This is a genomic window from Lentzea sp. CC55, from assembly GCF_021056325.1.
Lineage (GTDB): Bacteria > Actinomycetota > Actinomycetes > Mycobacteriales > Pseudonocardiaceae > Lentzea > Lentzea jiangxiensis.
This window is the reverse complement of record NZ_JAJCXE010000023.1, coordinates 17,876-40,717: the sequence shown is the minus strand read 5'-3', so window position 1 is coordinate 40,717 and position 22,842 is coordinate 17,876. Positions and strand designations below refer to the sequence as shown.

General features: G+C 70.2%; 23 protein-coding genes. 13 read left to right on the top strand and 10 right to left on the bottom strand.

Features of this window, described 5'->3' with window-relative positions; all coding sequences use genetic code 11:
* Nucleotides 1-13: 13 nt before the first annotated feature.
* The 3 genes from L6E10_RS20750 to L6E10_RS20740 form a co-directional block, all read right to left on the bottom strand.
* On the bottom strand, nt 14-661 hold the full coding sequence (locus L6E10_RS20750; protein ID WP_374237138.1) for an HD family phosphohydrolase: 648 nt from the start codon (nt 659-661) through the stop codon (nt 14-16).
* 61 nt (nt 662-722) lie between these two features.
* On the bottom strand, nt 723-1,370 hold the full coding sequence (locus tag L6E10_RS20745; protein ID WP_236221174.1) for a hypothetical protein: 648 nt from the start codon (nt 1,368-1,370) through the stop codon (nt 723-725).
* 6 nt (nt 1,371-1,376) lie between these two features.
* On the bottom strand, nt 1,377-2,315 hold the full coding sequence (locus L6E10_RS20740; RefSeq protein ID WP_240011057.1) for a hypothetical protein: 939 nt from the start codon (nt 2,313-2,315) through the stop codon (nt 1,377-1,379).
* 451 nt (nt 2,316-2,766) lie between these two features.
* Between L6E10_RS20740 and L6E10_RS20735 the strand changes: the two genes are divergently transcribed.
* Nucleotides 2,767-3,294: an FKBP-type peptidyl-prolyl cis-trans isomerase gene (locus L6E10_RS20735; protein WP_236221173.1), complete on the top strand. Its 528-nt coding sequence runs from the start codon at nt 2,767-2,769 to the stop codon at nt 3,292-3,294.
* A gap of 55 nt (nt 3,295-3,349) precedes the next feature.
* On the opposite strand, the gene L6E10_RS20730 is transcribed toward L6E10_RS20735, so the two are convergent.
* The gene (locus tag L6E10_RS20730) at nt 3,350-4,291 is read right to left on the bottom strand and encodes a quinone oxidoreductase (protein ID WP_236221172.1); all 942 of its coding nucleotides are present in this window, start codon (nt 4,289-4,291) and stop codon (nt 3,350-3,352) included.
* 151 nt (nt 4,292-4,442) lie between these two features.
* On the opposite strand from L6E10_RS20730, the gene L6E10_RS20725 reads away from it, so the two are divergent.
* A complete protein-coding gene (locus L6E10_RS20725) occupies nt 4,443-5,189 on the top strand; it encodes a glycoside hydrolase family protein (RefSeq protein ID WP_236221171.1) in 747 nt (248 codons plus the stop codon).
* Here the strand turns inward: L6E10_RS20725 and L6E10_RS20720 are convergent.
* Complete coding sequence (locus L6E10_RS20720; protein ID WP_236221170.1) at nt 5,186-6,772, bottom strand: DUF885 domain-containing protein; 1,587 nt, start codon at nt 6,770-6,772, stop codon at nt 5,186-5,188. The two genes, L6E10_RS20725 and L6E10_RS20720, sit on opposite strands and share 4 nt — an antisense overlap.
* A 36-nt stretch (nt 6,773-6,808) precedes the next feature.
* Between L6E10_RS20720 and L6E10_RS20715 the strand changes: the two genes are divergently transcribed.
* Nucleotides 6,809-7,099 carry a hypothetical protein gene (locus L6E10_RS20715; protein WP_236221169.1) on the top strand — a complete coding sequence of 97 codons (291 nt, stop codon included), beginning with the start codon at nt 6,809-6,811 and terminating at the stop codon, nt 7,097-7,099.
* Complete coding sequence (locus L6E10_RS20710) at nt 7,096-7,944, top strand: RimK family alpha-L-glutamate ligase (protein ID WP_236221168.1); 849 nt, start codon at nt 7,096-7,098, stop codon at nt 7,942-7,944. Before L6E10_RS20715 ends, L6E10_RS20710 begins: the two co-directional genes overlap by 4 nt.
* A gap of 742 nt (nt 7,945-8,686) precedes the next feature.
* Here the strand turns inward: L6E10_RS20710 and L6E10_RS20705 are convergent.
* Nucleotides 8,687-10,264, bottom strand: coding sequence for a cation acetate symporter (locus L6E10_RS20705; RefSeq protein ID WP_236221167.1), 1,578 nt, complete (start codon nt 10,262-10,264; stop codon nt 8,687-8,689).
* Nucleotides 10,261-10,671, bottom strand: a complete 411-nt coding sequence (locus L6E10_RS20700) for a DUF485 domain-containing protein (RefSeq protein ID WP_236221166.1) — start codon at nt 10,669-10,671, stop codon at nt 10,261-10,263. The genes L6E10_RS20705 and L6E10_RS20700 overlap by 4 nt, the downstream gene beginning before the upstream one ends.
* 333 nt (nt 10,672-11,004) lie before the next feature.
* On the opposite strand from L6E10_RS20700, the gene L6E10_RS20695 reads away from it, so the two are divergent.
* The 7 genes from L6E10_RS20695 (at nt 11,005) to L6E10_RS20665 (ending at nt 17,453) form a co-directional block, all read left to right on the top strand.
* Complete coding sequence (locus tag L6E10_RS20695) at nt 11,005-13,632, top strand: nitrate- and nitrite sensing domain-containing protein (RefSeq protein ID WP_236221165.1); 2,628 nt, start codon at nt 11,005-11,007, stop codon at nt 13,630-13,632.
* Nucleotides 13,629-14,048: a roadblock/LC7 domain-containing protein gene (locus L6E10_RS20690; RefSeq protein ID WP_236221164.1), complete on the top strand. Its 420-nt coding sequence runs from the start codon at nt 13,629-13,631 to the stop codon at nt 14,046-14,048. Before L6E10_RS20695 ends, L6E10_RS20690 begins: the two co-directional genes overlap by 4 nt.
* 3 nt (nt 14,049-14,051) lie before the next feature.
* The gene (locus L6E10_RS20685; RefSeq protein ID WP_236221163.1) at nt 14,052-14,600 is read left to right on the top strand and encodes a DUF742 domain-containing protein; all 549 of its coding nucleotides are present in this window, start codon (nt 14,052-14,054) and stop codon (nt 14,598-14,600) included.
* A 79-nt stretch (nt 14,601-14,679) separates the two neighbouring features.
* Nucleotides 14,680-15,198 (top strand): ATP-binding protein, encoded by a 519-nt coding sequence (locus tag L6E10_RS20680; RefSeq protein WP_236221162.1) that lies wholly within the window; start codon nt 14,680-14,682, stop codon nt 15,196-15,198.
* 130 nt (nt 15,199-15,328) lie between these two features.
* The gene (locus L6E10_RS20675; protein ID WP_236221161.1) at nt 15,329-15,787 is read left to right on the top strand and encodes a hypothetical protein; all 459 of its coding nucleotides are present in this window, start codon (nt 15,329-15,331) and stop codon (nt 15,785-15,787) included.
* 87 nt (nt 15,788-15,874) lie between these two features.
* Nucleotides 15,875-16,339: a GbsR/MarR family transcriptional regulator gene (locus L6E10_RS20670; protein WP_090104923.1), complete on the top strand. Its 465-nt coding sequence runs from the start codon at nt 15,875-15,877 to the stop codon at nt 16,337-16,339.
* A 10-nt stretch (nt 16,340-16,349) separates the two neighbouring features.
* Entirely contained in the window at nt 16,350-17,453 is a 1,104-nt protein-coding gene (locus tag L6E10_RS20665) for an ankyrin repeat domain-containing protein (protein ID WP_236221160.1), read from the top strand.
* Here L6E10_RS20665 and L6E10_RS20660 read toward each other — a convergent pair.
* From L6E10_RS20660 to L6E10_RS20650, 3 genes are read right to left on the bottom strand one after another with little or no spacing between them, the layout of a single operon-like run.
* Complete coding sequence (locus L6E10_RS20660; RefSeq protein WP_236221159.1) at nt 17,432-18,349, bottom strand: heme A synthase; 918 nt, start codon at nt 18,347-18,349, stop codon at nt 17,432-17,434. The two genes, L6E10_RS20665 and L6E10_RS20660, sit on opposite strands and share 22 nt — an antisense overlap.
* 20 nt (nt 18,350-18,369) lie before the next feature.
* A complete protein-coding gene (locus L6E10_RS20655) occupies nt 18,370-19,128 on the bottom strand; it encodes an ABC transporter permease (RefSeq protein ID WP_374237131.1) in 759 nt (252 codons plus the stop codon).
* Nucleotides 19,125-20,030 carry an ABC transporter ATP-binding protein gene (locus L6E10_RS20650; protein ID WP_236221312.1) on the bottom strand — a complete coding sequence of 302 codons (906 nt, stop codon included), beginning with the start codon at nt 20,028-20,030 and terminating at the stop codon, nt 19,125-19,127. Before L6E10_RS20650 ends, L6E10_RS20655 begins: the two co-directional genes overlap by 4 nt.
* A 201-nt stretch (nt 20,031-20,231) precedes the next feature.
* On the opposite strand from L6E10_RS20650, the gene L6E10_RS20645 reads away from it, so the two are divergent.
* Both L6E10_RS20645 and L6E10_RS20640 read left to right on the top strand, forming a co-directional pair.
* Nucleotides 20,232-20,807, top strand: coding sequence for a DUF998 domain-containing protein (locus L6E10_RS20645; RefSeq protein ID WP_236221158.1), 576 nt, complete (start codon nt 20,232-20,234; stop codon nt 20,805-20,807).
* Nucleotides 20,804-22,789: a glycosyltransferase gene (locus tag L6E10_RS20640; protein WP_236221157.1), complete on the top strand. Its 1,986-nt coding sequence runs from the start codon at nt 20,804-20,806 to the stop codon at nt 22,787-22,789. Before L6E10_RS20645 ends, L6E10_RS20640 begins: the two co-directional genes overlap by 4 nt.
* The last annotated feature ends 53 nt before the right edge of the window (nt 22,790-22,842 follow it).

Below are 22,842 nucleotides of genomic sequence, written 5' to 3'. Positions count from 1 at the left end.
GCCGACCTGCGCCTCAGGTGACGCTGGTCAGCAGGTCCTCCACGCACGGGTCGTCGAGCGACTCGACGATGCACCGCCACAGCGACAGGTTCGCCTCGGCCCACTTCGTGTAGGTCGCGGCGGCCTCCGCGTCGTAGAAGTAGTAGCCCTCGTCGGCCTTGCCCACCTGCTCGCCCACGATCTTGTGCGCGAGCTCGCGCAGCGTGATGCCGTTCTCCTGCAAGTACTTGTGCGCGAGGACGACCGGTGTGACGGGCAGCGCCTTGAACAGCGTGTCCGCGTCCGACAGCGCCTGCGCCTCCAGTGAGATGCCGCGGGAGCGGGTGCGCATCTCGGCCTCGACGACGATCCGCTCGATCCACTCGATGTCACCGAGCGGGACGCCGGCGACGAACAGGACCTTCCTGCGCAGCGCCGCGCCGTCCGTGGGCAGCGAGTTGCGCCGGACCATGTAGTTCAGGTCGTGCACCAGTGCCGCGACCTCGACGACGTCCACCGCGGCGCCGTTGCGCTCCGCGAAGTGCACGGACTTGTCGCGGACGAAGCTCACGTGGTGCCACCCGTGGAACTGCAGTTTGGCGGCCAGGTCCTCGCACAGCCGCCTCACGCGCTGCTCCACGTCCGCTATGACAGACCTCGGAATCCTTGTGCGCGTACGCATCATCAGCCCTCCCGACCAGGTGGGCTGATGGTAAGCGCGCCGCGGCGGCCCCGGTGGGGCTTCAGAGTCGGTTCGTCAGATCCTCCAGCCGGTCCTCGACGGGCACGTGGCGGTGGCTGATGCCGGTGTCCGGGTCGTAGCTGAGGCTCCACGGCGTGACGGCACGCGACTTCACGAGGAACGTCATCGTCCCGTCCGCCGCCCGTGGGATGCGGTGGAACTCGTGCGCGAGCAACGTGCCCGTGGTGCCCTCGGTGCACTGGGTGCGGTTCGTGAGCTCGGTGCCGACGATCGAGCGGCCGCCGGCACCGAGTCGCGCGTCAAAGCGTTCGTGCAGGTAGGCGCCGCTCAGGATGGTGGTGCAGAAGTGGTAGCGGTGGTTGTGGACGGAGTCGGCGTACCCGGTCCGCCAGTCCGCGAGCGGCTTGTACTCGTGCAGCCAGAACGTGAACGGCTCCTCCACCTCGTCGCGCAGGCACCAGGCGAAGTGCGTCGTCGTCTCACGGGAGTGCGCGATCACCCAGGTCGCCTGCTGGGGCGTGAGCCCGTCGATGTGCGCGCGGAGCTCCTTGCGCAGCTCCGGCCGGGCCGCCCAGTCGCGGAACCACGTGCCGACGTCGGACCAGTGGTCGACGACCGGTGATTCGGTGTTCTTCACCCGAGCGGCGAGCTCCTCGAGCGCGGACAACCCGGTGAACTCGGCTGGCAAGATCGATCAGCTCCTCAACTGAGCGGATGTGGAGAATTCGCGGCGGAATGCGTGGAACTTGTCCTCCAGTTCCGCGAAACCTTCTTGGGTGAGAGTCTCGCCGGTGATCTTCTCGAACAACGCCAGGAAGTCGGTGCGCGACGTTCCCGGGGTGATGGCGAAGTGGTAGCCGGCCCTGGAATTGCTGATGCGCAGGAACTCCGCGCGTTCCATCGCGTAAAGGAACGAACTCTCGGTGAACCGCAACGTGCGCGGATACGGCCTCAGCACTCCCGCGGTGTTGCTGTAGAGCGTGAGCCACGCCGAGTCGTCGAACAGTTCGAGGCGGTCCAGAGGCGGATCCGACACGATGGTGACGTCGATCCGGCTGCACCGGCTGCGTGCCGCGAACAACCCGACGAGTCCTATTCGGATCTGTTCCTTGAGCCGCTCCTGGATCTCCTCGTAATCACCGTCCGCGCCCTCGTTGCGCAACAGGTACCGCGCCCGCCCGCTCAGGGCGTTGTCGTCGCGCGGGTCGGCCAGCACGGCCCTGAGCTCGCACTCCGACTGGCTGAGCAGCACTCTTCCCGCCGCGTACCGCCCGGCGAACCCGCGGAAGCAGTACAGCCGGGTCCGCTCCAGGTCCTGCATCATCAGCTGGTTGAACACCGGGTCCGGCGTGGCCGTCGGCTCGAACACGTGGCTGGGGAAGAACTCCCGGTCCAGGGCCCGGTACTCCTCGGTCAGCTCCTTGAGCGCCTTGCGGCTCTCCTCGACCACGGGAGCGAGAAGCGCTTTCTGCGCCGCTTTCGACGTGATCAACGTTTGCGTGAAGCTCACGACAGCCGAAATGAGAGTGCCGGTGCCCAGTGCTGTCAGCAGGTTTCTCGCTGTCCCGGAATCCATTTGACTGGAAATGGCCAGCGACGCACCGGACGTCACGACGAGTACGAGGAGGAGCAACCCGGTCCGAGTCCAGAACAACTCCTGGAGCAGGTTGCTGCGGATGCCTCCGGCCTCCGCGGACACGAGTTCCACCTCCTGAGTCACCAGATCGGCCGCTACCCGAACGGACGAATGCGGGCGGTGTCCGATCAAGTGCGAGGAGTTACTGTACGCGCCGGTCAAAAGATAAGGAAGCTGCTGTTCGTGCGACATCCACCGCTGAAATAAACGTGTTTGAAGCCGCTGGGCGGCCCGCACACGTGCACTTCGGTAACGCAAAGTCGCCGGTTGCCCTCATCGTGTCGGATGAGGGTGACCCACCCACCCGAAAGTACCCAAGCCGTGCGTTTTCGCCCGCTCGGCGTTGCCCGCCGTTGGTCCACCGGGCCGAGTCCGCGGGCCACCACCCCGGCACGCTCGCCCGGCCTGCTACGCCCGGCTAACACCGCTGCGAATACGCTCACGCACCATGCGCAACGTCCTGCTCATCGCGTCCCTGGCGCTCGTGGCGGCCACCGGTCTGGCCGGGTGCGGCAGCTCCGCCCAGCCCTCCGCGGGTGGCTCCACCGCGACCCCGACGAACCCCTGCAAAGCCGACGACTTCAAGGTCTCCGGTGACTTCGGGTCGGCGCCCAAGGTCGAGATCCCGGCGTGCAAGCCCACCGACGAGCTCATCGTCAAGGACCTGGTGCAGGGCACCGGCGAAGAGGTGAAGACGGGCACGACGGCCACCGTCAACTACCAGCTCACGACGTTCAGCGACAAGAAGGTGCTGGACAGCTCCTTCGAGCGCGGCGCACCGTTCGACGTGGAGAACGTCGGCCAGGCGCCGGTCATCGACGGCTGGAACGAGGGCATCGTCGGCCTCAAGGAGAAGGGCCGCCGCCTGCTGATCGTCCCGCCGGCCAAGGGCTACGGCAAGGGCGGCCAGGGCATCAAGCCCAACGAGACGCTGGTCTTCGTGATCGACGGCGTGAAGGTCACCCCCTCCGCCTGACGAGCGACGACGGCCCCCGGAGCCCAACGGGTCCGGGGGCCGCTCGCCGTCACCGTCACGGCAGGAGCAGCAGCTTCCCGGTCGTCTTGCGCGACTGCAGGTCGGTGTGCGCCTGAGCCGCCTCCTCCAGTGCGTAGCGCCCACCGATCCGGACGTTCAGCTCACCGGACGCGATCGCGCCGAACAGGTCGGCGGCCCGCCACTCGAACTCGGCCCGGTCGAGCAGGTACGCGCCGGTCGAAGGACGCGTGAGGAACACGGACCCGGCCGCGTTCAGCCGCTGCGGGTCCACCGGCGGCACCGCCCCGGACGACGCCCCGAACAGCGCCAGCAGGCCGCGCGGCTTCAGCGACGCCAGCGACTGGTCGAACGTGTCGCGCCCGACGCCGTCGTACACGACGTCGACCTTCTCGATCTGCGAGGCGAAGTCGCCGTACCGCAGCACCTGGTCCGCGCCCGCCTCCCTGGCGAGCGCCTCCTTCTCGTCGGTCGACACCGTCGCCACGACGACCGCGCCCTTCGACTTCGCCCACTGCGTCAGCAGCAGGCCGACGCCACCGGCGGCCGCGTGCACCAGCACCCGGTCGCCCTCCTTCACGGTGTACGTCGAGTGCACGAGGTAGTGCGCGGTGACGCCCTGCAGCAACGAGGCCGCGGCCAGTTCCACGTCGAGTTCCGCGGGCACCCGGACCGCCGCGGACGCCGGCACCACGACCTCGGACGCGTAGCTGCCCAGCACGCTCATCCACGCGACCTTGTCGCCGGCGGCGAAGTCGGGGGAGTTCGACACGACGACCTCGCCCGCGCCCTCCAGGCCGAGCGTGGTGGGCAGCGGGATCTGGTAGACGCCGCTGCGCTGGTAGGTGTCGATGTAGTTCACGCCGGCCGCGGCCGTGCGGACCAGCAGCTCGCCGTCGCCGGGAGTGCGGGCCTGCACCTCCGCGTGCTCCAGCACCTCGGGACCACCGGTCTCCCGCACCACCACTGCCTTGGGCATCTGTCCTCCTGGATCGGCTCGACCTGGGACAACCCCGGTCACCGACCCGATGTTCCCGCTCGCGGCCCGTACGGGCAAAACGAGGCCCGCAGGCTGGTAAGACCGGTGCATGCGAAAAACAACCCTACTGCTGATCGCATGCCTGCTTCTCATGGGAGCGCTTCCATCCCACGCCGCGTCCGCCAAGAAGGGCGTGAACGCGGCCGACGACCCCGGCCCGGCCGGCACCGCGATGGCCGCGCTGGACGCCCGTTGGTACTACACCTGGGCCTCCGACCGGCGGGGCGTCCAGAGCAGCGCCGAGTTCGTCCCCATGATCTGGGGCGCTGCCGCCGTCACCGACGCCGAGCTCGGCAACGCCAAGGCCAACGGCCGGCAACTGCTCGGGTTCAACGAGCCCGACATGGCGGGCCAGGCCGACATGACCGTCGAACGCGCCCTCGACCTGTGGCCCCGCCTGCAGAGCACCGGCCTGAGGCTCGGCGCACCCGCGGTCGCGTTCGGCGGTGACGTCGCCGACGGCTGGCTCGACCGCTTCATGGCCGGCGCGAAGGCGCGCAACCTGCGCGTCGACTTCATCCCGCTCCACTGGTACGGCCAGGACTTCTCCAGCGCGGCCACCGGACACCTGGAGTCCTACCTGCGCAACGTGCACGTCCGCTACGGCAAACCGATCTGGCTCACCGAGTACGCGCTGATCGACTGGCGTTCCGGCCGGGCGGTCTACCCGACCGAACAACAGCAGACCGCCTTCATCGCCGCGTCGACCAAGATGCTCGACGGGCTGCCGTTCGTGGAGCGGTACGCGTGGTTCACGCTCTCCACCAAGACCAGCCCGACCGGCCTGTCCACCGGCACGGCCCTCACCGCGGCGGGCCGCGCCTACCAGCGCGCCTAGTCCTCGCCCAGCGCCACCCGGCGCGCGAGCCCGAGCGGCAGCGCGCCGGACCCGGCGATCCGGTCGTGGAAGTCGCGCAACGACCCCAGCCCCGCGGCCAGGAACTCCTCGCGGATCGAGTCGATCTCCAACGCCCCCGTCAGGTACGACGGCGCCTGCGTCGGCCACGCGCAGTACCGCCTGACCTCGCCGGCGGCCGTGCCCGGGGTCAGCGCCGTGCGCGCCACCATGAACGACTCGGCCTCGGCGGGAGTCATGTCGCCGCAGTGCAGCGCCGTGTCGACGATCATCCGCGCCGCCCGGAACAGCCGCGCCTCGACGTGGCCCATGAGAGCACCGCGCGTCGTGTAGTACCCGACCGACCGCAGCAGCTTCTCCGAGTACAGCGCCCACCCCTCGGAGAAGTACGACGTCCGGAACACCTTGCGCAACGGGTGCGCGGGCCCCTGCGCCGCCAGCCACGCCGAGTGCCAGTGGTGACCGGGGTAGGCCTCGTGCACCGAGATCGTCGGCAGCTGCGACCGGGCGTTGGTGCGCAGCCGGTGCGCCACCTGCTCGTCCGTGGCGCCGTCGGGCGTGAACGGCACGAAGAAGTACCCGACCCGCCGTGACGTCAGCGGCGGCGGCCCGAGGTAGCTCGCCACCGACATGACCGCCCGCTGGAACGGCGGCGACGGCACCACCCGGCAGTCCTCGCCCTCGGGCATCGTGACCAGCGAGTGCTCCACCAACGCCGCCCGCGCCCGTGACGTCTCCGCCTCGTACTCGGCGCGCATCGCCTCCAGCGTCGGCGGGTGGTCGTCCTGCAACGAACTCATCACCGCCCGCCAGTCCTCCGCACCCGCCAGCTCCTCCAGCTCCGCCTCCAGCGACGCGTACGCGTCCTGCCCGCGCTGGTGCAGCTCCGGCGCCCCGTACCCGAGCAACTCCTTGTCCTGCAACAGGGCCGAGTAGAGCTTCTCGCCCATCCGCCAGTCACCGCCCGCGCGCAGGGCCAGGTCCTCCAAGAACGCCGCGTGCCGGTCGAACGCCTCGGCCGCGGGCCCGGCCGCCTCGACCAGCACCGCGCGCAGCTCGGGGGACGACACCTGCAGCGGCAACGACTCCAGCAAGAACGACCGCCCCGTCCGCACCTGCCCGAGCGTCCTGCGCACGACCAGCTCCGACGCGAGCGACGGGTCGAGGTTCGCCTCCGCGGCGGCGAGGACCGACGGCACCTCCCGCAGCTTCGCCACCGCCGACCCGACCAGCTCGGCCTCGGGCAGCAACCCGTGCAGGAACGGACCCAGCAGCCCGAAGAACACGATCCCGGAGTACTCGTGCGGATCACGCCGCCACCCGGGCCACGCCTCCGCCGCCGACGACCCGCGCAGCACCGACAGCGCGAGATCCCGGTCCACCGACGCCGGCAACGACTCGATCCGCGCCAGCCACGCCTCCTTCTCCCGGGCGCGCTGCTCGAACGCGGCGGCGGAGAAGTCCCCGAACGTCGAGTAGTGCTCGAGCGAACCGGCCGAGGCCGCGTGGGCGGGGTGGTGGTCGAAGTACCACGAGAGGAAGGACGCCAGCGTGTCGGTGGTCACCCGGCCGAAGCTACTCGCTGGTTTTACAGTGTGGGGGTGTCTGATCAAACCACGCAGAAGCGCATCGCCGACTTCGTGAAGGCCCACGGCAAGCCCGGCACCGCCGTCAAGGCCGTCGTCGAACCGATCGGCCGCGCCGGCGCGCGCATCGTGCTGGTCGGCGCGGACGGCGCCATGGGCGACATCGTGACGGAGAACGTCGAGTCCGCCACGGCCGCCGTCGAAGCCGCCGCCGACGTCGAGGCGGCCGAGTGGGACCGCGAGACCACCGCCGCCACGAAGATCGGCCCCGCCCACCGCCGCAAGATGGCCAAGATGCAGTCATGAAGGTCGTGCTCGCCTCGTGCGACCGACTGCCCTCCGGCGACGGCGACGAGGAAGCACTGGTCGCCGCGCTGGAGCGCGACGGCGTGGAGGTCGTGTGGCAGCCGTGGGGCGGGCCGGTCTCGGCCGACCTCGTGGTGCTGCGCACGACCTGGGACTACCCGGACCGCCTCGACGAGTTCCTGACGTGGTGCGCCGGGGTGCGCGGACTGGCGAACCCGCTGCCGGTGGTGCGGTGGAACACCGACAAGTCGTACATGGTCGACCTCGCCGACCGCGGCGTCGCCGTGGTGCCCACCACCGTCGTGCTGCCCGGCGAAGACGTCGTCTTCCCAGCCGGGGAGTTCGTGGTGAAGCCCGCCGTGGGCGCGGGATCGCGCGGCGCCGGCAGGTTCACCGACCACGCCGAGGCTTCCGCACACCTCGAGGCTCTGGGCGTCAAGGCTTTGGTGCAGCCCTACCAGTCCAGTGTGGACGAGAACGGCGAGACCGCGCTGGTGTTCTTCGCCGGTGAGTACTCGCACTCGTTCCACAAGGGACCGATGCTGGCCCAAGGCCTGGCCGAGGCGGAGTCCGGGCTCTACGTCGAGGAACGCCTCGGGAGCATCGAGCCGTCGCGCCGTCAGGTGGAGCTCGGTGACCAGGTTCTCGACGTGGCTGCGGACCTGCTCTCGTTGCGGCGCAGCGACTTCCTGTACGCGCGCGTGGACGTCGTCGAGGGGCCTGGCGGCGAGCCGATGCTGCTCGAACTGGAGCTGACCGAGCCGTCGCTCGGGTTCAAGCACACGGGCGAGGAAGCCGCGTCGCGGTTCAGCAAGGTGATTCAGGCGGCGGCGTCGCGGGGCTAGTCCGGTGTGGGACGCCCCGGTTGGGGGACGCCCCGGTTGTGGGCTGGCCGGTTGTGGGCTGGTTGGGGAGTGCGGCTGGACCTCGGGCTCAGCTGGGTGTCGGGCTCGGCTGAGCCTCAGGCTCGGCTGGGCGTCGGAGCTGATGCTGTCGCCGCTGATGCCGTTGCAGTTGGCCCGGGACGGTGTGGCCGTACGGGATGCCGGTGAGCCAGGCGGGCTCGGCTGGGCGCCGGGCGGGGCTGGGCACGTCGGGCACCGGGCGCGGCTGGGCGTTGGGCCTGGCTGCGATTCGGGCGCGGCTCGGCACAGTCGCAGGCTCGCGACGCCTGCCGGACTCGCCGGTCCTGTACCGATACGCGCCGGTCCTGCACCGATGCGATGAGACACGGTGAGCAGCTGCCGACCCGGTGGCTCGTCCGTGATCCCGACCGCCCCCCGCGCTTCCTTGCCTTGCGGAACGAACAGATCGCGATTTCGGTTCCCTGCTTGTCCACAACCTACCGCGACCAGCGAAGGCGCAGGTCAACGACTCGGCAGCCTGTGGACAACTCGAGATCTTGCCGCCCTGCTCCAGGTCCGCCCCGGCGGCCGACGAAGCCGCCGCCTGCTCGAACCTGAAGCACCGGCACACCGGACCTGGCGCAACGGCACACCGGATTTGGAGCACCGCCGCGCCGTCCGCCAAAGCCGGAACCAGAACCAGAACCAGAAGCAAGCCCAAAACCAGGACCAGGACCAGGACCTAGCGCAGACCCGACCCGATGCCGGTCAGCCCGCGCACCTCCATCTCCGCCTGCTTCTCCGCGTCCGCCCGCTCCCCGCCGAGCACCGTCCCGAGGAACCCGGCCAGGAACGACAGCGGGATCGACACGATGCCGGGGTTCGCCAGCGGGAAGATCGCGAAGTCCACGTCCGGGAACACCGAGGACTTCGAGCCGGAGATCGCGGGCGAGAACACGATGAGCAGCACGCACGACGTGAGGCCGCCGTAGATGCTCCACAGGGTGCCGCGGGTGTTGAACCGCTTCCAGAACATGGAGTACAGCAGCGTCGGCAGGTTCGCGGAGGCGGCCAGGGCGAACGCGAGGGCGACCAGGAAGGCGATGTTCTGGCCGTTCGCCGCGATGCCGCCGGCGATCGCGAGCACGCCCACGCAGACCGCGGTGATGCGGGCCACGCGGACCTCGTCGCGCGGGTCGGCCTCGCCGTGCTTGATGACGTTCGCGTAGACGTCGTGCGCGAACGACGCCGAGGCGGTCAGGGTCAGGCCGGCCACGACGGCGAGGATCGTGGCGAACGCCACGGCGCAGACGATGCCGAGCAGCACGGTGCCGCCGATCTGGAACGCCAGCAGAGGTGCGGCCGAGTTCTCGCCGCCCGGTGCGCTGGCGATCTTGTCGGTGCCGACGAGGGCCATCGCGCCGAAGCCGATGACGAGGGTGCACGAGTAGAAGATCGCCATCATCCACGTGGCCCACACGACGGACTTACGTGCTTCGCGGGCGTTCGGGACTGTGTAGAAGCGCATCAGCACGTGCGGCAACGCCGCGGTGCCGAGCACGAGGGCCAGTGCGAGAGAGATGAAGTCGATTTTCGACAGGCCCGTGGCGCCGTACTTCACGCCCGGTGAGAGGACGGCTTCGCCCAACGGGGAGCGTTGCGTGGCGCGGTCGAGCATCGAGGAGATGTCGAAGCCGAACTTGCCGATGAGGAAGATCGTCAGCAGCGATACCGACAGCAGCAGCAGGACGGCCTTGATGATCTGCACCCACGTGGTGCCCTTCATGCCGCCGACCAGCACGTACAGCACCATGACGATGCCCACGACCGCGATGATGACGGCCTGGCCGACCTTGCTGTGCACGTCCAGCAGCAACGCCATGAGGCCGCCGGCGCCCGCCATCTGCGCGATCATGTAGAACAGCGAGATGACCAGCGTGGAGTTCGCCGCCGCCGCGCGCACGGGGCGCTGGCGCATGCGGAACGCCATGACGTCGCCCATCGTGAAGCGGCCGGTGTTGCGCAGCCGTTCCGAGATGAGCATCAGGCCGATCAGCCAGGCGACCACCCACCCGATCGAGTACATGAAGCCGTCGTAGCCGTTCACGGCGATCGCGCCGGAGATGCCGAGGAACGACGCGGCGGACAGGAAGTCGCCGGAGAGCGCGATGCCGTTCTGCGTTCCCGTGAAACTGCTGCCCGCCGCGTAGTAGTCGGACGCGCTGACGTTCCTCGTCGACACCCGGTAGACGACGTAGAGCGTCAGCAGGACGAAGACGCCGAAGACGGTCAGGTTGATCGCGGTGTTCGCCCCGGTCACGCGAGCTCCTCGTCGGTTTCCGCGAGCGCGCGCACCTCGTCGACCTGCGGGTCGAGCTTCCGCTTGGAGTAGCGCGCGTACGCCATTGTGATGATGACGGTGGTGACGATCTGGAGAAATCCCATCGTCAAGCCGACGTTCACCGTTCCGAACAGCGGCGTGCTCATGAAGTCGACGGCGTAAGCGGAAAGCAATACGAACGTGACGTACCAAGCGAGGAACAGCACCGTCGCCGGGAGAATGAAACGGGTGATGCGCCGCTTCAGGGCGAGGAAATCCTCACTCGTTTGGATGGCACTGTAATCCGGCTCTCCGTCACCGTCTATGAGCAATGCGTGACGGGGTTCTTCAAAGGTCGCGAAACCGGGGGAGGCCGGGCGTGACACGGAGGGCAGCGCCTTCGTCATCAACCGCTCGCATTCGTTACGGGGAGTGCCCGGCGAGACTCCGCGCGGAAGGCGCGTCCGATCCGGGGGTGGGAGGCGCAAGCGTAACCACGCGTGGCGGGGAGTCAATCCCCTGAACCCCCAGGACCACCCCAAAAGGTAGTCCGTCACCGTCGGTGATCGATCGTGCACGCCTGAGGTCATTGTCGCGTCACGCCGACTGGCCTACTATCCGCTCACACCCGATACGGCTGATCTGGATATCGAGCTGCGGGGGTATCGACTCTCGAGGATTCACCAGGCCAGGAGGTAGCCGATAGTGGGGCACTTCGAGCGCGCCTTGGGGACCATTTCGTGAATGTCGAGTGGAGAAAGATCAGCGACTGGCGCAACTGGAGGCTGCCGGTCAAGCTCGGCGTCGTGCTGCTGGTGCCCGTCGCCGTCGCCGTCGGTGCGGGCGCCCTGCAGATCTCCGGTTACGTCGACCGGTCCAACGACTACGTGCAGATGCAGGGCCTGGTCCGCCTGAGGGCGGACCTTGCGCCGTTGATCTCCAGCGTCCAGCAGGAACGCACGCTCGCCGCGCAGAGCTCCACGAGCGGCTCCGGCGTCGGCGCCTACCAGAACCAGATCCGGTCGACGGACAACGCCGCCGACACGCTGCGCCGCCGCGTCGACCGCACGGACGGCGTCAGCGACGTCGCGCGCAGCCGCTTCACCGAGCTCGGCGGTCAGCTGGACACGCTGAAGAACCTGCGCGAGAAGGTCGCGCAGGGCGGTGACGGCGGCGACCCGTCCGGCGGCACCACGGGCTACACGGCGATCGTGAAGTCGTTGCTGGACTTCGAGCAGGCGCTCGTCGGCCAGTTCAACGACAACGCCATCTCGGGCACCGCCGCGGCGCTGCACAACCTCGTCATCGCGCAGGAGCAGGTCTCGCTGCAGCACGCCGTCGTCCTGGCGGCGATCGGCCGGGGCAAGCTCCTCGGCCCCGAGGTCCGCGTGCTGGAGCAGTCCGACATCCGGCTGCAGGACCGCCTGGGCGACTTCCAGGCCATCGGCACCACCGACCAGCGCCGCGCCTACGACCAGACCGTGACCGGTGCCGCCGTGGCGAACCGCTCCGCCCTCGTCGAACGCGCGCTCACCCAGCCCGACGGCACGCCGCCCCCGGCCACCCGTCCCGGCCAGCCCAAGCCCGCGCCGTCGTTCGGCATCGCCGTCGAGGACTGGAACAGGTCCTCCGGCACGACCGCGCGGCTGATGGAGCAGGTCGTCCGGCAGATGCAGGACGAGCTCGCGGACTCCGCCGCGGCACTGCAGGACGACACGTCCGACAAGGCCGGCGCCGCCGCGGTCATCCTGCTCGCGATGCTGCTGGTCGCCGGCACGCTCGGCTTCGTCATCGGCCGCTACCTGCTGCGCTCGCTGTCCGAGCTGCGGCACTCCGCGCTCGACGTGGCGCACCACCACCTGCCCGAGGTCGTCGCCGCCATCCGCGCCGACCGCAAACCGGACACCGAGATCGAACCGGTGCCCGTGCACACGAGCGAGGAGTTCGGCCAGCTCGCCCGCGCGTTCGACGCGGTGCACGAGCAGGCCATCCGATCCGCCGTCGAGCAGTCGACGATGCGGTCCGGCATGAAGAACATCTTCGTCAACCTGTCGCGCCGCTCGCAGGGCCTCGTCGAGCGCCAGCTCAAGCTCATGGAGGAGCTCGAGCGCCACGAGGAGAACCCCGAGCAGCTCGCGAACCTGTTCAAGCTCGACCACCTCGCGACGCGCATGCGCCGCAACAACGAGAACCTGATGGTGCTGTCCGGCAGCGACGTCGCCCGCCGGTTCCACCAGCCCGTCCCGCTGGCCGACGTGCTGCGCGCCGCCGCGTCGGAGATCGAGCACTACCAGCGCGTCGTCGTGAAGTCGACGCCGTCGGTCGAGATCGTCGGCTACGCGGCCAGCGACCTCGTGCGCCTCGTCGCGGAGCTGCTGGACAACGCCACCGCGTTCTCCGCGCCCACCACGCAGGTCGTGATCGGCTCCCGGCTCGACCAGCAGGGCGCCGTGCTCGTCGAGGTCGCCGACGAGGGCATCGGCATGGGCCCGGCCGAGCTGACCGAAGCCAACGAACGGCTGTCGTCCGGCAACGAGGAGGACGTGCCCGTCTCGCGCCAGATGGGTCTGTTCGTCGTCGGACGCCTCGCGAGCCGCCACGGCATCACCGTGCGCCTGCGCGGGGCGGGGGAGGGCCGCGAGGGCCTGCGGGCGTTCGTGCTCGTGCCGGCGGAGCTCGTCCGCTCGCGCGAGGAGGCCCCGGCGCCGTCCCAGCCGCGGCACGCCGCGCTGCCGCAGCCGAAGCCGGCGCTCGCCAAGCAGCCGCACGTCGTCGTGAAGACCCCGAACCTGGCACCGCCCGCCCCGGTCATCGAGCACCCGCGCGAATCGGCCGAGTGGACGTCGTTCCGCGGCGCCGCGATCGACGAGTCGGCACCCCAGCGCGCCCCCGAGCCCGCACCCCGCGCCGCGCGGACCCCGCACAACGGGGTGCCGGCCGAGTCACCGGGCGAGAAGACGTCGTCCTGGTTCGCGGGTGGCGGTGCCTCGGACGAACCGGTCAACGGCGACCGTTCGCCGGCGGCGCCCCGATCCGGGCCCTCCCCGACCTCGTCACCGTCCGTAGTGGCATCCTGGTTCGGCAAGAAGCCGGGCGGGACCGTCTGGGAACAGGCGGGCGACCCCGTCGCGGACGCCGGCGAGACCGATGCCGGCTTGCCGAAACGGGCGCCGCGCAAGAACCTGCTTCCCGACCTCGCGGAACGTCCCGAGAACGGCACACGCCCTGCCGTGGGCCCGAAGCGCGATCCGGAACGAGCACGAGGGTTTCTCGCGAGCTACCAGACGGGCCTGCGCCAGGCCCCGCTGGGCGGCGGCGGGAGTGGAAACGGCCAGGGGAACGGCCAGTGGAACGGGGAGAAGGCATGAGCACGCCTCAGTCGCGCCAGGTGGACCAGTTCGGCTGGTTGATCACGAACTTCACCGATCGCGTGGCCGGTGTCGCCCACGCGATCGTCATCTCGGTGGACGGCCTGCTGCTCACCAAGTCGTCGGCTCTCCCTCCGGAGCGCGCCGACCAGCTCGCCGCCATCGCCTCGGGCGTCGCGGCGCTCACGGCGAGCGCCTCGCGCTGTTTCGACGGGGGCGGAGTGTTGCGCACCGTGATCGAGATGGACTACGGGATCATGCTCCTCATGTCCATTCGAGACGGGTCTTGTCTGGCGGTTCTCGCCGCGCCCGACAGCGATGTCGGCCAGGTGGCCTACGAGATGACCGTGGTCGTCGACCAGGTGGGCCAGATCCTCACCCCCGAACTGCGAGCGCAGCTGCACAGCGTGAGGTGATCCATGAGTCCTTCCCCTGACGCGCCCCGACGACGGCGGCGGGCCCAGACGCCCGCCGAACAGACGTTCGCCGACCTGATGAACGGGTTCTCCCTGGACTCGAGTCGCAAGCGGACGCACGAGCCGGAGTCCGCCACGCCCGGACGGGCCGAGATTCCCGTCGTGCGGCAGGAGGAGGTTCCCGCCTTCGAACCGGTGTTCCCGGAGCCCTCGGACGCCTCGATCGTTCGTGCGTACGCCTGGACCGGCGGGCGCACGCGGTCGAACGTCAACCTCGAGATCGAGACACTTGTCTCCGCGAATGATCAGAGCCGGCAGTCGGCAGGTATCTTGCAGGCTGAGCACCAACGCGTCGTCGAGCTCTGCCACTCCCCGCGGTCCCTCGCGGAGGTGGCGGCACTGATGCGGCTCCCGCTGGGAGTCGTGAAGGTGTTGCTCGGCGACATGGCGGAACGAGGTCTGGTGGACGTGCACCAGACCGCTTCCGCGGGCGGTGACACGCCGGACCTCGGGTTGATGGAGAGAGTGCTGAGTGGACTACGTCGGCTCTAGATTTCCCGAATTCGGGCCCCCAGGGCCGCCCGGACGGGAGCTGACCTCGGCCAAGATCGTCGTAGCCGGCGGCTTCGGCGTGGGCAAGAGCACCTTCATCAGGTCCATCGTGGAGAACGACCTCCTCACGATGAGCGCACTCCCACCCGAACGCGCGGGCGGCGTCACGGAGCTCGTGCGCATCCAGTTCGGACGCGTGTGGCTCGACCCGGGCCTCGCCCTGCACCTCTTCGTGGCCCCGCAGTGGCAGGACCCGCGCGCGGGCTGGAACGACGTGGTGCGCGGCGCCGTCGGTGCCGTGGTGCTGTTCGACGTGATGCGCCCCGCCGACTCCGTCGACGCGATGCGGTACTTCGAGGACCACAACATCCCGTACGTGCTGGCGCTGAACAACGTGCACGTGTCTGTCCGGGCGGACGTGAAGGCCATCATCCGCGGCATGGGGATCTCTCCCGACGTGCCGGTGCTGAACTGCGATCCGCGCGTGCGGCTGTCCGTGCGGGAGACGCTGATCTCGCTGACGGAACACGCCAAGCTGGACCGGTGGCGCCGCCGGGCGGGGCCCGACGAGACGACCCCGCTCGCGCCCGTGTGCTGATCAGCCCGGTTTTCGCGGGCCATCCGGGACCGGGAGGCGATCCGCCTCCCGGTTCTCGCTTTCCGGGCCCCTGACGGCGAAGGTCGGCGAGTTGCCGGGTGTGCCCGGGAACGTGGTTCGCGGCGAGGCCGTGGACGAGGCCGGTGAGCGGCACCGGCTGGTCCACCAGCACCTCGTCCCCGGACATCAGCAGCGTCGGGGCCAGCACCGCGCCGGACGCCCCGTCGAGCCGGCCGGCGACGTCGCACAGGACGGCCGCCTGGCGGCGCACGCCGTCGATCAGGCCGGCCCTGCCGGGATGCGCGCCGATGATCCGGTCGAGGTTCCCGCCGTCGAGGCAGATCCGGTTGTCGAACGCGGGCCGCGCGCCGGACATGACGCCGAGTGCGACAGCGGTGGTCGCGGCGTCGACGCTGAGGACGTGGGCCAGTACCTGGTCGGCGTTCCAGCCGCCGCCGGCGGTGTCACCGAGGTCCGGCAGCGCCGCCATCGGGAAAAACTCCTCGTACGCGCTGCGCAGTGCGGTCGTGTCCACGGGTACGTCCTCAGGCCGAAGGCGGCTGATGTGCAACCGATGGTTGCACATTGAGATCCCGTCCTGCAACCGCCGAGTTGCGCATGGCCGTTGACAAGATCGCTACGATGATTTCAGTGTCGACCGAAGGGGAACACTGAGATGAGCGTCGGCAGGGAAACCCGCCTCTCGGCCTGGATCGAGCGCTTCGCCGCCCACTTCGCGGAGGAGGGCATCCCGCTGATCGGCGGCCGCATCCTCGGCTACCTGCTCGTGTGCCAGCCGGTCGAGCGCACCGCCGCCGAGCTCTCGCAGGAGCTGGAAGCGAGCAGCGGGTCGATCAGCACGAACCTCAAGTACCTGGTCAACGTCGGCCTGGTGACCAAGCGGACCCGCCGCGGCCGGCAGGCGGCCGAGTACCGGATCAACGAGAAGGCCTGGACGGAGTTCATCCAGCGCAAGCTCAACGCCATCGCGAGCGTCCAGACGCTCACCGACGACGGCATGCGGCTGCTCAGCGGCGACCCCGAGCGCGCGCAGCGGCTGAAGACCGTCGACCGGCTCTACGGCTGGCTCTCGGAGGAACTTCCCGCTTTGTGGGAGCGCAGGCCCGCCGCGCCGAAGTAGCGTGGGTGCCATGTGGCACCCGTTCCGCGACGACGTCGAGTACTACGAGGAGCGGGCGCGCGGGCTGCTCGCCTCCGCGTGGGACGGGGTGCCCGGCGCGCTCGAGGTCTTCGACGACGTGCCGCTCACGGACGAGGGCGCACACATCGTGCTCGCCCAGGCCCACGGCTGCCAGGACTGGAAGGCGCTCAAGGCCAACATCCGCAATCCCCGGCCGTTCGCCCGCGCCTACCAGGCCATCGAGATGCAGAACCCCGGAGAGCTGAAGGCGATCATCACGCGGGACCCGTGGCTCGTGAAGGCCCGCGGTACCAACGGCAACGACCTGCTCGGCCTCGCCACGGCCAAGTGCGACGAGCGGCTGGTCGAGGTGATGCTCAACGCCGGTGCGGACGTCGACCACCAGAACGTCCACGGCTGGACGGCGTTGCACCAGGCGGCCTGTTCCGGCCTCGACGACCTGGCAGCGCTCCTGCTGGCGAAGGGAGCGCGCACGGACTTGGAAGCGCGCGGCGGGGGCGGCACACCGTTGACCGTCGCGTTGTTCTGGGGTAAGGCGAAGACGGCCGAACTGCTGGCGCGGCACGGGATCCACCCGCCGAACCTGCGCGTCGCCGCCGGGCTGGGCGACCTCGACCTCGCCACCGCGCCGGAGGCCGGTCGGGGCTACTACCGGCCGCACAGCGGTTTTCCGCGCTGGTGGCCGGCGGACGACCCGCAGGAGGTGCTGGACGAGGCGCTGTCGTGGGCCGCCCGCAACGACCGCGTCGAGGTCCTGGGCGACCTGCTCAAGCGCGGCGCCCGGATCGACGCCGACGTCTACCGCGGCACGGCGCTGGCGTGGACCGCGTGGTGCGGGCTGGAGAACGCCACCCGCGTGCTGCTCGACCTGGGCGCGAACCCCAACCAGCGCACGACGTTCGGCGGTCCGATGCACGGCGAGGGCGTGACGGCGCTGCACCTCGCGGCCGAGCGCGGCCACCTGCCGGTCATCCGGGTCCTGCTGGACGCGGGCGCCGACCGGACCATCACCGACGTCAACTTCGAGGCCACGCCCGCGAACTGGGCGGGCCACAACGACCAGGGCGAGGCTCAGGCCTTGCTGAGCGCCTGATCGCCGGAGGCGGGCAGCTCGACCTCGTGCGTGCGCTCGCGCGACGACGTCCACAGCGCGGCCGTGGCGATGACGACGGCACCGGCGCCGAGCACGTGCAGCGACACGAGCACCTCGGGCACCCCGGTCCAGTACTGCACCATGCCCAGCGCGCCCTGGGCGAGCACGACGCCGACCAGCGTCCAGTACGCGCGGGTGCGGGTGAAGAACCCGACCGCGATCAGCAGGCCGAGGAACAGGAACAGCAGGTCCGCGTGGATCTGCGCGAGCGTCGCGACGTCGACGCCCAGGCGCGGGGTGGCGGCGTCACCGGCGTGCGGGCCGGCGGCCGTCACCCACGTGCCCGCGAGCAGCAGCGCGCCCAGCACGACCGCCATGACGACCTGGAGCTTCATCAACGGCGCCGGCACCTTGAGCCGCGCCGGCCCGTCGCCCTCGGCCAGCGAGCTCACCAGCAGCACGGCCATCCACACGAGCGCCATCGAGATCATGAAGTGGATCGACACGGTGTACCAGGCGAGGCCCGTGAGCACCGTGATGCCGCCGACGACGGCCTGCACGGCAACGCCGACGAGCTGCACGAGCGAGAGCACCAGCACGCGGCGGCGGCGCGGGAGGTGGAACCACGCGGCCAGCACGCACAGGCCCGCGATGACGCCGACGACGCCCGTCAGCGTCCGGTTGCCGAACTCGACCCACTGGTGCAGGGTCGCGACCTCGGGGTGGTCGACCGGGGTGACGCTGCCCTCGAAGCACTGCGGCCAGGTCGGGCAGCCGAGGCCCGAGCCGGTCACGCGGACGATCGACCCGGTGACCGCGATTCCGGCCTGCGCGATGACGACGGCAATCGCGAACGCGCGCTGCCAGGACACGAGGAAGGCGGTCAGCTTCGACACGCCACTGATGGTAGGCGTGCTCAGGTCAGGCGAGTCGTCCGGGTTGCCAGTGCCCCGGCGGCAACGCCCCAGGCCACGAGCACCGCGACGGGGCCGGCGCCGGGCGCCGTGCCGTGCACCACAGAAGTCTCCAGTGCCTCGGCGAGCGCGGCCGACGGCAGCAGGTGGATGAACCCGACGGGCGCCGACAGCGCCACACCGCCGGCCATCAGCAGCACGAACCAGATGATGTTCGCCAGCGCGAGCACGATCTCGGCCCGCAGCGAGCCGCCGAGCAGCACGCCCAGCGCACCGAACGTCAGCGTGCCCAGGATGATCAGCAGCACGACCCACGGCAGGCCCGCGAGCGGGAAGCGCCAGCCCAGGACCAGTGCCGTCACCGCCAGCAGGACGATCTGGAGCGCCACGACGACCAGGGCGCCGCAGACCCGTCCGGCCACCAGCAGCCACCGGGGCAGCGCGGAGGCCGAGAGCCGCTTCAGCACGCCGTAGCGCCGGTCGAACCCGAGCGCGATGGCCTGCCCGGTGAACGCCGACGAGATGATGGCCAGCGCGAAGATCCGCGCCGTCGCCGACCCCACGCGCGGCTCGGGCATCGGGATCACCGACATCACCGACAGGGCCACCAGCAGCGCCAGCGGGATGATCACGGTCAACAGGACCTGCTCGCCGTTGCGCAACGTCAGCATCGCCTCGGTGCGGGCGTGCACGAACAGCATCTTCGGCAGCGAGCCGCGGCCGGGCGCGGGCGTGAAGGTGCCGGGAGCGAAGGTGGTCACGAACGCAGCTCCCTGCCGGTCAGCTCCAGGAAAACGTCTTCGAGGCTGCGCTTGGCGACCGTCAGCTCCTCGGCCAGCACGCCCTGCTGCGCGCACCACGACGTGACGGTCGAGACGACCTGCGGGTCGATGTGACCCTCCACGACGTACGCGCCCCTCGTCGCCTCGCGCACCTTCAGGCCCTCGGGCAGTGCGGCGGACAGCAACGACGTGTCGAGACCCGGCCGCGCGCGGAACCGCAGCTGCTGGTCGTCCGGCCGGTTCGCGGTCAGCTCGGCGGGCGTGCCCTGCGCGACCACGCGGCCCTGGTCGATGATCACGACGTCGTCGGCGAGCGCCTCGGCCTCGTCCATGAGGTGCGTCGTGAGCAGCACGGACACGCCGTCGTCCTTGAGGGCGCACACGAGGTCCCACACCAGCCGGCGCGCCTGGGGGTCCATGCCCGCGGTCGGTTCGTCGAGGAACACGAGCTCGGGACGGCCGATCAGCGCGCACGCCAGGGAAAGCCGTTGCTGCTGCCCGCCGGAGAGCCTCTTGTACGGGGTGCGCGCCGCGCCGCCGAGTCCGAGGACCTCGATGAGCCACTTCGGGTCGAGGGGGTTCTTCGCGCACGCGGCCACGAGGTTCAGCATCTCCTCGGCGCGGATGCCGGGATAGCCGCCGCCGCCCTGCGGCATGACGCCGATCCGCGGCCGCAGCTCCTCGGAGCCCGCGGCGAGACCGAGCACGCGCACCGAGCCGTCGTCGGCCCGCCGGAAGCCCTCGCAGATCTCGACGGTCGTCGTCTTGCCCGCGCCGTTGGGTCCGAGCAGGGCGAGAACGGTGCCGGGCTGCTGGACGAGGTCGAGGCCGTCGACGGCGGTCTTCGAGCCGTACCTCTTGACCAGCCCCGAGACTTCCACCGCAGGCTGGGGATTCGGGCTCACGGACACGCAGCCTAGGCGGTCCGGGCGATCCCCACTCGACCGGGTTGCGGCCCTCATTCCCGAAGCGCGGCGGAAAAAGGTGGGGCTGGCCCTACCCCGGTACCTCAGGGACACCTCAGGGTCGCGTCGGGGGAGTTCCCCATTGGTTGATCACCGCATTCACCAGAGACTTTTCTCGTGGTCGAGGCGGGGGCGAAAAGGCGGGGCCTGGTGGTCGGGGGACTGGTGTTGTCACTGGTTCCGGTTTTGTACCTGCATGTCGTGTCGGCGGGTCAGCTCAACCCGGTCACGGACGTGATCAGCGACTACGTCTTCGTCGACAACGGCACCGGGTGGCTCGCGGCGACGTCTCTTGGTCTCGCGGCCGTGTCGGCGTTGCTCGCCGTCAACCTGCGGGGTGTAGGCAGGTCAGCGCAGTGGTTGATCGGCATCTGGTCGGCGGGGCTGGCGGTGGCGACGATCTTCCCGACGGACCCGTCCGGGGCGCCGACGTCGATGTCGGGCTACGTCCACCGCTACGCCGGGGCGGTGATGTTCGTGGCGCTGCCCGCCGCGGGCGTGCTCATCGCCCGGCAATTTCCGGCCCTGATCGGTATCGCAACAACGGCGAGCATCTCCAGCGCGGCATTTCTGGTCAGCCACGTTTCGTTCGCCGGTTTCGAGGCGCGCGGTCTGACCGAACGCGTTTTGTTCGCATCCCTTTACGCACTCCTTTTCGCCATCGCGGCACTACAGGTGAGGCGCACGCCATGACACTGCTCGCCATCGCCCTCGCCGTGCTCGGCGCCGTCTGCTTCGCCTTCGCGGCACGCCTGCAGCACGACGCGGTCGCCTCGACCGGTGCGCGCGCCGGTGTCCTGCGCCAGCCCCGCTGGCTGGGTGGCCTCGCGCTGCTGGTCGCCGGCGCCGGGGTGCACGCCGCCGCGCTGGGCATGGCCCCGCTGACCGTCGTGCAGCCGATCGGTGTCGTCGCGATCGGCCTGACCGCGTTGCTGGACCGCCGTTTCCGCGAGATGCCCGCGATCCTGCTCACGACCGTGGGCGTGGGTGCGTTCGTGTTGCTGGCCTCCGGCAGTGCGACCGCCACGAGGGTGGCGCCGGACGCCGAACTCACGGCCGGACTCGTCACTCTCGGCGCGATCGCGGTGCCTGGCCTCGTGGCTGCCCTTACCTCCAACGCACGCATCCGCGCTGTGGCATTCGCATCAGCCGGTGGCGTCGCGTACGGCTACGTGTCCGTCCTGATGCGTGCCGTCTCGCAGTCGGTGCAGCAAGGCGGTTTCGGGCTTTCGCACCTCGCGTCGGTGCTCGGCATCGCCCTCTCGCTCGCCGTCGGCGGCTGGCTGGTCCAGCTCGCCTACACGGGCGGACCCCCTCATCTCGCCGTCGCCTGCCTGACCGTGGTGGACCCGCTGATCGCGGTCGGCATCGGCGCCTTCCTGCTCGGCGAGGCCGCGCACCTGTCCGCCGTGACCGGTGCCGCGCTGTTCGCCTGCGCTCTCGCCGCTGTTTGCGGCGTGTTCGCACTTGCTCGTCAACCTCGTGAAAACATCCGAACGGAGCTTCCCGTGAACACCTCCAGCGCCCTGCGCGTCGTCATCGCCGCCGACACGTTCCCGCCGGACGTCAACGGTGCCGCGCGCTTCGCGCAGCGCCTGGCGGTCGGTCTCGCCGGCAACGGCCACGACGTCCACGTCATCGCACCGGACTCGCCGAAGGCCACCGACATCCCCGGCGTCACGGTGCACCGCCTGCGGTCGCACCGGCTGCCGTTCTACCCGGACTTCCGCTTCTGCCTGCCGTGGCAGGCGTCGAAGGAGGCCGATGAGCTGGTCAAGGCCCTCAAGCCGGACGTGGTCCACGTGCAGGCGCACTTCGTGGTGGGCCGGTTCGTCCTCAACTCCGCCGTCGCCCAGGGCATACCGACCCTCGCCACGAACCACTTCATGCCGGAGAACCTGTTCAGCCACGCGCACGTGCCGGCGTTCCTGCAGGGCCTGTCGCGCAAGTGGGCCTACCGCGACCTGGCAAGGGTGTTCGGCCGCGCCGACGTCGTCACCGCCCCGACACCGCGTGCCGTGCAGCTGCTGCACGACAGCGGCTTCCCCGAACGCGCGATCCCCGTGTCGTGCGGCATCGACATCGCCCGCTACCGGCGCACGGTCACCCGCAACGACCGCCCGACCGCCCTGTTCGTCGGCCGGCTCGACGAGGAGAAGCGCGTCGACGAGTTCCTGCGCGCCCTCGCCCGCGTGCCGGGCGCGTTCGGCGAGATCGTCGGCGACGGCACGTGCAGGGCCGAGTGGGAGCTGCTGGCCCGCGACCTGGAGATCACCGACCGGGTGCGCTTCCACGGCTTCGTCTCCGAGGACGAGCTGCTCGACGCCTACGCCCGCTGCGACCTGTTCGTCATGCCCGGTGTCGCCGAGCTGCAGAGCCTCGCCACCATGGAGGCGATGGCCGCGGGCAAGCCGGTGATCGCCGCGAACGCCATGGCGCTGCCGCACCTGGTGCACCCCGGCCGCAACGGCTGGCTGTTCGAGCCCGGCGACGTCAACCAGCTCGCCCAGCGCCTGCACACCCTCGTCCACGACGCCCCGATGCGGGCTCGCATGGGCGCGGCGAGCAGCGAGATCATCTCCCACCACGCGCTCGCCGCGACGCTGGAACGCTTCGAGGGCCTCTACGCGCGAGCCATGGGCCGCACCGCGCCCGTCATCGCGCTGGCGGCCTGACGGTGCCGCGGGGAACGGGCCCGGTCGCGCGTGGCGGCCGGGCCCCGGTCCTC